This is a genomic window from uncultured Roseovarius sp., assembly GCF_913054395.1.
GTDB lineage: Bacteria > Pseudomonadota > Alphaproteobacteria > Rhodobacterales > Rhodobacteraceae > Roseovarius.
Genome location: NZ_CAJXIP010000114.1, coordinates 1 through 11,006 on the forward strand (window position 1 = coordinate 1; position 11,006 = coordinate 11,006).

General features: G+C 62.9%; 14 protein-coding genes. 8 read left to right on the forward strand and 6 right to left on the reverse strand.

Annotation, left to right across the window (positions count from 1 at the left end):
- A partial coding sequence (locus QZ522_RS14170) for a hypothetical protein (RefSeq protein ID WP_294612873.1) occupies positions 1 to 125 on the reverse strand: 125 nt, incomplete at its 3' end.
- Positions 126 to 234: 109 nt separating this feature from the next.
- Between QZ522_RS14170 and QZ522_RS14175 the strand changes: the two genes are divergently transcribed.
- Positions 235 to 1,110 (forward strand): glycosyltransferase family 2 protein, encoded by an 876-nt coding sequence (locus QZ522_RS14175; protein ID WP_294612830.1) that lies wholly within the window; start codon positions 235 to 237, stop codon positions 1,108 to 1,110.
- Positions 1,111 to 1,173: 63 nt separating this feature from the next.
- On the opposite strand, the gene QZ522_RS14180 is transcribed toward QZ522_RS14175, so the two are convergent.
- From QZ522_RS14180 to fabA, 4 genes are all read right to left on the reverse strand, one after another.
- A complete protein-coding gene (locus tag QZ522_RS14180; RefSeq protein ID WP_294612836.1) occupies positions 1,174 to 1,440 on the reverse strand; it encodes a hypothetical protein in 267 nt (88 codons plus the stop codon).
- Between the two features lie 63 nt (positions 1,441 to 1,503).
- Entirely contained in the window at positions 1,504 to 2,295 is a 792-nt protein-coding gene (locus QZ522_RS14185) for an enoyl-ACP reductase (RefSeq protein ID WP_294612839.1), read from the reverse strand.
- A gap of 7 nt (positions 2,296 to 2,302) precedes the next feature.
- Entirely contained in the window at positions 2,303 to 3,532 is a 1,230-nt protein-coding gene (gene fabB, locus QZ522_RS14190) for a beta-ketoacyl-ACP synthase I (RefSeq protein ID WP_294612843.1), read from the reverse strand.
- Between the two features lie 25 nt (positions 3,533 to 3,557).
- Positions 3,558 to 4,067, reverse strand: coding sequence for a bifunctional 3-hydroxydecanoyl-ACP dehydratase/trans-2-decenoyl-ACP isomerase (fabA, locus tag QZ522_RS14195; RefSeq protein WP_294612846.1), 510 nt, complete (start codon positions 4,065 to 4,067; stop codon positions 3,558 to 3,560).
- 173 nt (positions 4,068 to 4,240) lie between these two features.
- Here fabA and irrA point away from each other — a divergent pair, with 173 nt between their 5' ends.
- On the forward strand, positions 4,241 to 4,657 hold the full coding sequence (irrA, locus tag QZ522_RS14200; protein ID WP_294612849.1) for an iron response transcriptional regulator IrrA: 417 nt from the start codon (positions 4,241 to 4,243) through the stop codon (positions 4,655 to 4,657).
- A 194-nt stretch (positions 4,658 to 4,851) separates the two neighbouring features.
- Entirely contained in the window at positions 4,852 to 5,841 is a 990-nt protein-coding gene (locus tag QZ522_RS14205; RefSeq protein WP_294612852.1) for an NADPH:quinone reductase, read from the forward strand.
- A 68-nt stretch (positions 5,842 to 5,909) separates the two neighbouring features.
- Here QZ522_RS14205 and QZ522_RS14210 read toward each other — a convergent pair whose 3' ends face one another.
- Positions 5,910 to 6,338 (reverse strand): peptidylprolyl isomerase, encoded by a 429-nt coding sequence (locus QZ522_RS14210; RefSeq protein ID WP_294612855.1) that lies wholly within the window; start codon positions 6,336 to 6,338, stop codon positions 5,910 to 5,912.
- Between the two features lie 249 nt (positions 6,339 to 6,587).
- Between QZ522_RS14210 and QZ522_RS14215 the strand changes: the two genes are divergently transcribed.
- The 5 genes from QZ522_RS14215 to QZ522_RS14235 form a co-directional block, all read left to right on the forward strand.
- Entirely contained in the window at positions 6,588 to 7,274 is a 687-nt protein-coding gene (locus tag QZ522_RS14215; protein WP_294612858.1) for a haloacid dehalogenase type II, read from the forward strand.
- Positions 7,274 to 8,107: an alpha/beta hydrolase gene (locus QZ522_RS14220; protein ID WP_294612861.1), complete on the forward strand. Its 834-nt coding sequence runs from the start codon at positions 7,274 to 7,276 to the stop codon at positions 8,105 to 8,107. Before QZ522_RS14215 ends, QZ522_RS14220 begins: the two co-directional genes overlap by 1 nt.
- Positions 8,104 to 9,078: a threonine/serine dehydratase gene (locus QZ522_RS14225; RefSeq protein ID WP_294612864.1), complete on the forward strand. Its 975-nt coding sequence runs from the start codon at positions 8,104 to 8,106 to the stop codon at positions 9,076 to 9,078. The genes QZ522_RS14220 and QZ522_RS14225 overlap by 4 nt, the downstream gene beginning before the upstream one ends.
- 9 nt (positions 9,079 to 9,087) lie before the next feature.
- On the forward strand, positions 9,088 to 9,876 hold the full coding sequence (gene pcaD, locus QZ522_RS14230) for a 3-oxoadipate enol-lactonase (RefSeq protein ID WP_294612867.1): 789 nt from the start codon (positions 9,088 to 9,090) through the stop codon (positions 9,874 to 9,876).
- A gap of 77 nt (positions 9,877 to 9,953) precedes the next feature.
- The coding region (locus tag QZ522_RS14235; protein WP_294612870.1) for a zinc-binding dehydrogenase at positions 9,954 to 11,006 on the forward strand (1,053 nt) is incomplete at its 3' end.

Sequence of the window (11,006 nt, forward strand, 5' to 3'; positions counted from 1 at the left end):
GCGTCTTCGGGGGTTTGGGTTTCGACATACCCTGCCCCGCCCATGGCCTCGGCCATACGCTCGCTGTCATAGACGTTCATCTGACAGCCATAGGTCTTGATAAAGAGTTTCTTCACATCGGCCATATGCCCGGCTCCTGCCATGGTTTCAGGGGGTCTGACTACATCACTTTCAGGGGCACTTGCAATGCGTGTGCGTTTGGCCGATTCTGGCGCCAAAAGGACCGAGCAAAGCATGCCTTCACCGCGCCTCCCCGACTTTCTTGCCAACCCCGGCACGGCCCTTGCCAAGGGTCCCGTTGCGATGATCTTCGCCGAAGACGAGGCCGAGCTTAATTCGACCCTGCGCCACCATCTTGATTCGGGTTTCAAATCGGTGCTGGCCTTCCTGCCCGAAAGCTTTGACCTGGCGCCGGATGTGGCCGCCTCGGAACATGTCCATCGCATCGCCTATGACCTTGCGGGCGGCGACAGCCTTTTTGAGGCCGTCAACGCAGTGATCGCCGCCGCGCCGGGGCTTTGGATGTATTACTGTTACAACGGCGAATACCTGTTCTATCCCTTCTGTGAGACCCGCACGGTGGGCGAGATGCTGACGTTTCACGCCGAAGAGCGGCGCGATGCGATGCTGTGCTATGTGATCGACCTTTACGCCGGTGATCTTGACAGCCACACCAATGCGGTCTCTCTGGAACAGGCGCATATGGACAAATCCGGCTATTACGCCCTCGCGCGGCCCGATCCGGACAATCACAACCACCCCAAGGAACGCCAGCTTGATTTCTTCGGCGGTCTGCGCTGGCGCTATGAAGAACATATCCCGGTCAAGCGCCGCAAGATCGACCGCATCGCGCTATTCCGGGCCAAGCCGGATTTGCGCCTGCGCGACGATCACACCTTCAGTGACGAGGAATACAATACCTATGCCTGCCCCTGGCATCATAACCTGACAAGTGCGGTGGTGTCGTTTCGCACCGCCAAGGCACTCAAGAGCAATCCCGGTTCGACCTTTGATATCCAGACCTTCAAATGGCACAATTCCATTCCCTTTGAATGGCATTCGCGGCAACTTCTGGATCTGGGATTGATGGAACCGGGGCAATGGTTCTAGGGCATGTCGCACGGGACCGGTGCCCGCGAACATGTGAAATCAATACGTCAGAGAGGGGCGCCCCTAGTTGTCCGGCGTATTCTCCGACTCGCCGGCCAGGGCGGTAAGATAGGACTGCGCCATCTCTGACTCTTCCAGGCGTTCGCCGACGCGCGCCGCGACATCCTTCAGAATGGCATGCCCCCTGGGCGACAAGGCCGGTTCCTGCCAGATTGCCGCGCCGACAAAGCCGAAAAGCACGATCCGGACCGGCCAGGCCCAAAAACGGGCCCGCGCGGCGCGGGCCGCATAGCGTTCTTCTCGTTGGGGGGTGCTATAGCGTTGTTTCATCATGCGATGGTCGTATCACCGCATGATGGCGATTTTTAGGCCAAATCCGGTCTGATCCGGGGATCAGAGGCTTTCGGCCTGCGGCATGCCAAGCACGTGATAGCCGCCATCGACGCGGATGATCTCGCCGGTAGTGCAGGCCCCCGCATCCGACGCAAGATAGACCGCCGTGCCGCCAATCGCCTCAAGCGTGGCATTGGCGCGCAGGGGCGCGTTCTGCTCGGTATGCTTGAAGGTCTTGCGCGCGCCGCCAATCGCCGCACCGGCCAGGGTTTTCATCGGGCCGGGACTGATGGCGTTGACACGAATACCATCGGGGCCAAGGTCATTGGCCAGATAGCGCGTCGCCGCCTCAAGCGCCGCCTTGGCGACCCCCATCACGTTGTAATTGGGCACAACCCGGTTCGAGCCCTGATAGCTCAGCGTCAGGATCGTGCCGCCAGCGTCCTTCATCATCGGATAGGCGCGGCGCGCCACCTCGATCAGGGAATAGGCCGAAATATCCATCGAATGCTTGAAATTCTGACGGCTGGTGTTCAGGAACCGCCCCGTCAATTCGGATTTGTCGGAATAGGCCACGGCATGCACCACGAAATCAATTGTCGGCCAACGCGCCGCCAAGGTTTCGAAGGCGGCATCGAGCGAGGCATCGCTGGTGACATCCATATCCAGCAGAATACCCGATCCGACCGAGGCCGCCAGCGGTTCAACCCGCTTGGCAAAAGCCTCGCCCTGATAGGAAAAGGCAAGCTCTGCCCCCGCTTCGGCCATCGCCTTTGCAATGCCCCAGGCGATCGAGCGGTCATTGGCGACCCCTATGACAAGGCCGCGCTTGCCCTTGAGTGAATCATTCATCTGCGTGTCATCCGTGATATTTGCTCAGAAGCATCGAGCCATTGGTGCCGCCAAAGCCGAAACTGTTCGTCATGACCGTATCAAGCCCGGCGTTGTCCACCCGCTTCGTGGCGATTTCCGCCGGGGCAAGCGCGGGATCAAGCGTTTCGACATTGATCGAGGGAATGATGAAATCATGCTGCAATGCGAGCAGGCAATAGACCGCCTCTTGCGCCCCCGTGGCGCCCTGACTGTGGCCGGTCATGGATTTCGTCGAGCTGATCGGCGGGGTTGCGCCCTCGCCAAAGACGCGGCGCACGGCCTCGACTTCGCCGACATCGCCGACCGGCGTGCTGGTGCCGTGGTCATTGATATAGCCAACCTTGCGTCCCTCGGGCAGCTGGCCAAGCGCAAGCCGCATGGCGCGTTCGCCACCCTCGCCGGAGGGCGCAACCATGTCGTGCCCATCGCTGGTGGCAGCATAACCGGTCACCTCGGCATAGATCTTTGCACCGCGCGCGACAGCATGATCCAGCTCTTCAAGCACAAGAATGCCGCCGCCGCCGGAAATGACAAACCCGTCACGCCCCGCGTCAAACGCGCGGCTGGCCTTCTCGGGGGTGTCGTTATACTTGCTGCTCATCGCGCCCATAGCATCGAACAGACAGGACAGCGTCCAGTCCAGTTCCTCACCACCGCCCGCGAACATGATGTCCTGCTTGCCCATCATGATCTGTTCGGCGGCATTGCCGATGCAATGCAGGCTGGTCGAACAGGCCGAGGTGATCGAATAGTTGATCCCCTTGATCTTGAACGCCGTGCTCAGGTTGGCCGAAATCGTCGAGCACATGCATTTGGGCACGGCAAAGGGCCCGATCCGCTTGGTGGCGCCTGTGCTCAAAACGGTCTGATGCGCCTGAAGCATCGCGCTTGTCGACGGCCCGCCGGACCCGGCCACAAGGCCGGTGCGCGGGTTTACGATATCGCTTTCCTCAAGCCCGCTGTCGGCAATCGCCTGTTGCATGGCGATATGGGCATAGGCCGCTCCCGGCCCCATGAAGCGCAGTGTACGCTTGTCGATATGCTCGCTCGGGTCGATATTCACCGCACCCGCGATCTGGCTGCGAAAGCCGTGTTCGGCCATCGCCGCATTGGCGGTAATCCCTGACTTGCCCTCTTTGAGAGAGGCCAGTACCTCTTCGGCGTTGTTCCCGATACTGGAGACAACTCCCAGACCAGTCACCACAACTCGACGCATTTGCGTACTCCTTATTTCGCGAGGCTCAGTTTTCCGACAATGCAACCTTCATGTCACGGACCTGATAGATGACCTCACCATCGGCCTCAACCCGGCCGTCGGCAACCCCCATCGTCAGGCGACGGCTTTGCACTGCTTTTGTAAAATCCACGTAATAGGTCAGCATCTTGCGATCCGGGCGCACCATGCCGGTCAATTTGACCTCCCCCACGCCAAGCGCATAACCGCGCCCTTGCCAGCCGCGCCAGCCAAGATTGAATCCGGTCAGTTGCCAGAGTCCATCAAGCCCGAGACAGCCGGGCATGATCGGATTGCCGGGGAAATGACATTTGAAGAACCAGAGATCGGGGTTGATGTCGAATTCGGCGACAACATGGCCCTTGCCATGCGCGCCGCCATCGCCCGAAATTTCGGTGATCCGGTCCATCATCAGCATTGGCGGTTCGGGCAATTGTGCATTTCCCTCGCCGAACAATTCCCCGCGCGCGCATTTCAGCAAATCGTCGCGATCGAAGCTGCTAGGATACTCGGCCATTCAGGCGGCCCCCTTTATTGCTAAACCCTGTGTTATCAAACCCTCTATCACCGGGCAAAAGGCGCATGCAAGCCTGCGCCATCACTGCGGCCCAAGGAAATCTTCGTGATTTTTATTTGAAATCGGACCCGCCCCACCTCTATATTACAGTCTAACACGGGGAATACGCACCAATGACAACGCAAGCGACGACCATAGCAACCCAATGGCTTTCGGGGGCCGGGCTTCGCCCGACACGCCAGCGTGTCGCCCTTGCCACGTTGCTGGTGGGCGATGGACAGCACCGCCACGTGACTGCCGAAAGCCTGTTTGCCAATGTGCAGGACATGGGCGAAAGCGTATCCCTCGCGACCGTCTACAACACGCTTCGGGCATTTTGCGACGTCGGGCTTGTGCAAGAGGTCACGGTCGATGGTTCAAAAAGTTATTTTGACACCAACACCCACGATCATCCGCATTTTTACTGGGAAGACACCGGCACGCTATCGGATGCGCCCGCCGATCAACTCAAGATCACGCAGGTGCCCGATGCGCCTGAGGGCGCCGAGATTGCCTCGGTCGACGTCGTGATCCGCCTGCGCCGGAAGTGACCGCCCGCGCACCCGGCATCATCTGATCGGCGTAGCGACATTTTCGGGCAAAATCCCTGCGCAACGTTGACGGTGCTCCCCATCCTCGGGCCATGATCCCCTCACCGAACAGATCACTGCAACCCCCGGCCTCCGGGCCTTTCGGGCCAATGCCAGGCGCAGGCCCATCGCTTTAGCAAAAAGGCAGATCACAGATGCGCGCAATTTCCTATTCCGCTTTCGGCAAGGCCAGCGATGTTCTTGAACTGATCGAGATCGACACCCCGAGCCCCGGCCCCGGCGAGGTTCTGGTGCGGCTTCATGTCTCGGGCGTGAACCCCTCGGATGCCAAGGCTCGCGCGGGCGCCCGCCCCGGTGTGACCAAGCCCGCCTTTGATCGAATCATTCCCCATTCGGATGGGGCCGGCGTGATTGAAGCGGTTGGCGAAGGCATCGCGCGCGCGCGCATCGGCCAGCGGGTCTGGATCTGGAACGGCCAGTGGCAGCGCAGCCATGGCACCGCCGCCGAGTATATCGCCCTGCCAGAACCACAGGCGGTTCCCCTGCCCGAGGACGTCAGCATGGAGATCGGCGCAACGCTTGGCATCCCCGGCCTGACGGCGGCGCATACGGTGTTTGGCGGCGGCGATGTGGCCGGGCAGACGCTGTTGATTTCGGGCGGGGCCGGGGCAGTGGGGCATAATGCGGTGCAACTGGCGCATGGCGCAGCGGCACGGGTGATCGCGACCTGTTCAGGCGGTGCAATGGCACGGGTCAAGGCCGCCGGAGCGGATCACGTGTTCGACTACGCCGACCCAGACCTCGCGGCGCGGATCCTTGAGGTCACGGGTGGCGCAGGCGTCGACCGCGCGATCGAGGTCGAGTTCGGTGAAAACGCGGCATTGCTTGGCGAGGTGATGGCCCCCAATGCCACCATCGCCGCCTATGGATCGGGGCGCAACATGACGCCCGTGCTGCCGTTCGGGGCCTATCTGTTCAAGGCGATCACGCTTGATATCACGCTGATCTACATCCTCGACGGCCCAGCCCGGCAGGCCGCCATCACACGGCTGCACGGCGCCTTGGCCAATGGCAGCCTGACACCCGCCATTCATGCGCGTTATCCGCTAAGCGACTGCGCCGCCGCACATGACGCGGTGATGACTCCGGGTCGCGCAGGGGCCGTTCTGCTTGACATCGCCTAGGGGAAAACGGCAACGCGCGCCGCGGGTATTCCACAGCGCGCGTCACATCACATCGTCAATGGCGGGGCTCACTTGATCGCGACAAGCTCGATCGCAAAGGTCAGGTCCTTGCCCGCCAGCGGGTGGTTGGCATCCAGCACGACCTGTTCTTCGGTCACTTCGACCACGGTCACCGGCATCACCTGCCCCTGGGGCGTCTGCACCTGAAGCTGCGTGCCCAGATCAAGCGGGATATCCGCCGGAATTTCAGCGCGCGGCACGGCCTGTTGGGCATTGGGGTCAGGGTGGCCATAGGCCTGGTCGGCGGGCACTTCGACAGTTTTCTTGTCGCCCACGGCCATCCCCGGCATTGCGGCATCAAGCCCCGGAATGATCTGTCCCGAGCCAACCGCGAATTCCAGCGGATCACGGCCTTCACTACTGTCAAACGTGCTGCCGTCGGCCAGCGTGCCTGTGTAGTGAATGCTCACGGTATCGCCGGCTTTAACTTGCGTCATATAATATCCAATCATGATGGGGATGAGTTTGAAAGGCCGCGCATCTCGCGCGGGTGCTTCCGCTGATGAGTGGATTCTAACGGCCCCTGCCCTGATTTGCAAACCGATCCCCCACCGCACGGTCCGTCCTCACGTCGGCGTTATCCTGCGGGGTCTTTCCACCCCTGAAAATCCGTGCCACTCTGCGCACGAGCCATTGATAACCGCGCCGGGCCCTGCCCCTGACGCGCCCCATACCCCGGAGACCCCATGCCCATCACAACCTGTGTTTTCGACGCGTACGGCACGCTTTTCGACGTCGCCGCCGCCGCCCGCAACGCCGCCCGCGAACCGGGCCGCGAGACCTTTGCCCGCCACTGGCCCGCGATTGCCGAGAAATGGCGCCTCAAACAGCTGCAATATACCTGGCTGCGCGCGGTGATGGGCACGCATACCGGGTTCTGGCAGGTCACGCAGGACGGGCTTGATTGGGCGATGGAATCCGAAGGCCTTGAGGGCGACGCCGACCTGCGCGAGCGGCTGTTGCAGCTTTACTGGGAGCTTGAGGCCTATCCGGAAGTGCCCGCCATGCTGCATGCCCTGAAAGACGCCGGGCTGAACACCGCAATCCTGTCCAACGGCGCGCCGGACATGCTTGACGGGGCGGTCAAATCGGCAGGCATCGGAGATGTTCTGGACGATGTGCTTTCGGTCGAAAGCGTCGGCATCTTCAAGCCCGCACGCGTGGTCTATGACCTGGTCGGAGCGCGCTTTGGCTGCGCCCCCGAAGAGGTTCTGTTCGTGTCCTCAAACGGCTGGGATGCCAGCGCGGCGGCGGGATATGGCTTTGCCACCGCCTGGGTCAATCGCGCGGGCGATCCGATGGACAGGCTTCCGGCCAGCCCCGAAACCGTGCTCAGCGACCTGACCGGAATTCCGGCGCTGGCGCGCGCGTGATGGCGACATTCACCACCTCCGACGGGTTGGAGATTTATTACACCGATACCGGAAAGGGCCGCCCCGTCCTCTGCCTGGCCGGCCTCACGCGCAATAGTGACGACTTTACCTTTATGGCGCCGCTCCTTGGCGATAACCGACTGATCTGTATGGATTACCGAGGCCGCGGGAAATCCGGATACGACCCGGATTTCACCAATTACAACATCCTGCGCGAAGGCCAGGATGCGCTCGAATTACTGGATCACCTTGGCCTTGATCAGGTCACCCTGATTGGCACCTCGCGCGGCGGGCTTATTGCCATGGCGCTTGCCTATGGGCATCCCGCGCGCCTGCGGGCAGTGGTGCTTAACGATATTGGGCCGGATGTGGATGCAAAGGGGCTTGAGCGGATCATGGATTATGTCGGCAAGGAACCAAACCTGCCTGACCTCGACAGTGCCGCCCTTGCGCTTGCCCATGTGCACGGCCCCGACTTTCCCGGCGTAAGCATTGAGCGCTGGCGCCAACAGGCCGGGTTCATGTTTCAAGAAAAGCCCGGCGGCGGGCTTGGGCTGCGCTATGATGCCAAGCTGCGCGATGCGCTGACCGGACAGGCGGGCACCGGCGAGGCCGCCGATCTCTGGCTGTTGTTCGACGCCCTGAAAGACATCCCCCTTGCCGTGATCAAAGGCGCGAATTCCGATCTTCTGTCGGCCGCGACGCTGGCCCGGATGCAAGAGCACCACCCCGGCCTGATTGCCGCCGTGGTGCCGGATCGCGGCCATGTACCCTTTCTCGACGAAGACCCGGCACTTGCCGCCATTCACTCCCTGCTGGAGCAAACCGCATGACCGATATCACCATGATCCGCTCGGCCGCCGCCCGCCTCAAGGGGCATGCCCGGCGCACGCCTCTGTTGTCCTCACCGTTTCTGGACGAGATCGCCGGACGCCGGGTGTTCGTGAAACCCGAGTGCCTGCAACACACCGGCAGCTTCAAGTATCGCGGCGCGCGCTCTGCGGTTTCGGCCCTTGATCCCACGGCCCGCGCGCAGGGGGTGATCGCGTTCTCAAGCGGCAACCATGCCCAGGGCGTCGCTTTGGCGGCGCGCGAACATGGCGTGCCAGCAGTGATCATCATGCCAGGCGATTCGCCACGCATGAAGATCGACAACACCCGCGCGCTCGGGGCCGAAGTGGTCCTCTATGATCGCGCTGCCGAGGATCGCGATGCCATCGGCGAGCGGCTTGCGGATGAACGCGGCCTGACGCTGATCAGACCCTATGACGAGCCGCAGGTGATCGCCGGACAAGGCACCACCGGGCTTGAGATCGCCGAAGACGCCGCCGCGCTTGGCGTGACGCAGGCGGATGTCCTGGTGTGCTGCGGCGGTGGCGGGCTGACCTCGGGCATTGCGCTTGCGCTCGAGGCCGATGCGCCGGGCCTGCGCGCGCGCCCCTGTGAACCGCAAGGCTTTGACGATGTCACCCGCTCGCTTGCCAGCGGCCGGATCGAACGCAACGCCAGAATGTCCGGGAGTCTGTGCGATGCCATCGTCACGCCGCAACCCGGCGAGATAACCTTTCCGATCATGGCGCGGCTTTGCGGCCCAGGCCTTGTGGTCACCGATGATCAATGCCTTCAGGCCATGGCACTTGCCTGGTCGCGCCTCAAGGTCGTGGCGGAACCCGGTGGCGCCGCGGCGCTTGCCGCCGCGCTGTTTCACGCCGATCAGATCGAGGGTGACGCGGTGTTTGCCACCATTTCCGGCGGCAATGTCGATGCCGAGGTATTCCAGACCGCCCTCACCCGGTTTGCCTGAGGGTTGGCCATGGCGTTTGCGGATTTTGACGACATAAGGCTTCATTATCTTGACGAGGGTCCGCAGGATGGCGCGCCGCTTGTCCTTGCCCATGCGCTTGGCACCGGCACGGTTCTCTGGGACGCGATCATGGCGCATCTGCCAGACGGGCTGCGGGTGATCCGCTATGACGCGCGCGGACATGGCCTGTCGTCCTGTCCGCCAGCGCCCTATTCGATGGGCACGCTGGTGCGCGACGCCGAACGGCTTCTGGATCACCTCGGGCTGCGCGAGGTGATGTTCGTTGGCCTCTCGGTCGGTGGAATGGTCGCGCAGGGGCTGGCGGTCAAACGCCCCGATCTTGTCCGCGCCATGGTGCTGTCCAATACCGCCGCCAAAATCGCCACCCCCGAGATCTGGGCCAGCCGCATCGCCAGCGCCCGCGCGGGCGATATGGCAGAGCTTGCCCGCACCTCTTGCGAACGCTGGTTCACCCGCGCGTTTATCAAGGAAAACAGGCACCTGCCCTGGCTTGACCTTTTGGCGCGGCATGACCCGGAGGGCTATATCGGCTGTGCCTCGGCAATTTCGGGCACGGATTTCTATACGCCCACCTCGGGGCTGCGCCTGCCGACGCTCGGCATTGCCGGCTCCGAGGATGGCTCTACCCCGCCCGATCTGGTGCGCGAAACCGTCGATCTCATCCCCGGTTCGCAGTTTCAGCTTATCCGCCGCGCCGGCCATGTACCCCCGGTCGATCAGCCAGAGGCCTACGCCGGTCACCTTTGCGAGTTCCTGCGCGCCACCGGCCATATCTGACGCGCAACCGGCAATCGCCCCTTGCGACGGCGCGCGAATCCGGGTCACCTTCCCCAAACGCATCTAGGAGGGCGACCATGCCAACCATCAAAGCCGCCGTCTGTCACGCCTTCGGCGCCCCGCTGGTGATCGAGGATGTCGAACTGCGCGCGCCCGAGGCGGGCGAGGTGCAGGTCGACCTTGATGCCGTGGCCGTCTGCCATTCCGACATTTCCTATGCCGAGGGCGGCTGGGGCGGGACCCTGCCTGCCGTCTACGGCCATGAGGCCGCTGGCCACATAAGCGCCATCGGCGAGGGCGTTACCGGATTTGCCCCCGGCGATCCGGTGGTTGTGACCCTGATCCGCTCCTGCGGCTCCTGCCCAAGCTGCGGCTCGGGGCGTCCGACGGGCTGCGAAACCCGCTATGACGGCGATCACGGACCGCTCAGCACCACCGCAGGCGGCACCCTGCACCAGGCCATGGCCTGTGGCGCCTTCGCCGAAAAGGTGGTGGTCGATCAAAGCCAGATCGTGAAACTGCCTCGCGGGATCGACATGGCCTCGGCCTCCCTGCTGGCCTGCGGCGTCATCACCGGGGTCGGGGCCGTGGTCAACGCCGCAGGCCTGCGCGCCGGTCAGGACGTTGTGGTGATCGGTGCCGGCGGCGTCGGCCTCAACGCGATCCAGGGCGCACGCATCGCCGGGGCCCGGCGCATCGTGGCGGTCGACATGAGCGCCGAAAAACTAGAGGCCGCGCGCGAATTCGGCGCCACCGACGGCGTGCTTGCCACCGGCGACAAACCCTGGCGCGCCGCCAAGGCCGCATTGGGCCGAGGTGCCGACGTGGTCCTTGTCACCGTCGGCGCGGCCTCTGCCTATGACGTGGCGCCGCGCTACCTCGCGGGGGGCGGCAGGATGATCATGGTCGGCATGCCCCATAGCGGCGCGCGCTCATCCTACGAGGCCGTAAGCTTCGCCGCCGCAGGCCAGTCGATGATCGGCTCCTTTGCCGGCGAGGTTGTGATCCGCCGGGATATCCCCTGGATGGTCGACCTCTACCAACAGGGCCGCCTGAAACTCGACGAATTGATCTCGGGACACTGGCGGCTCGATCAGATCAACGAGGCAATCGCCGATACCAAAACCGGC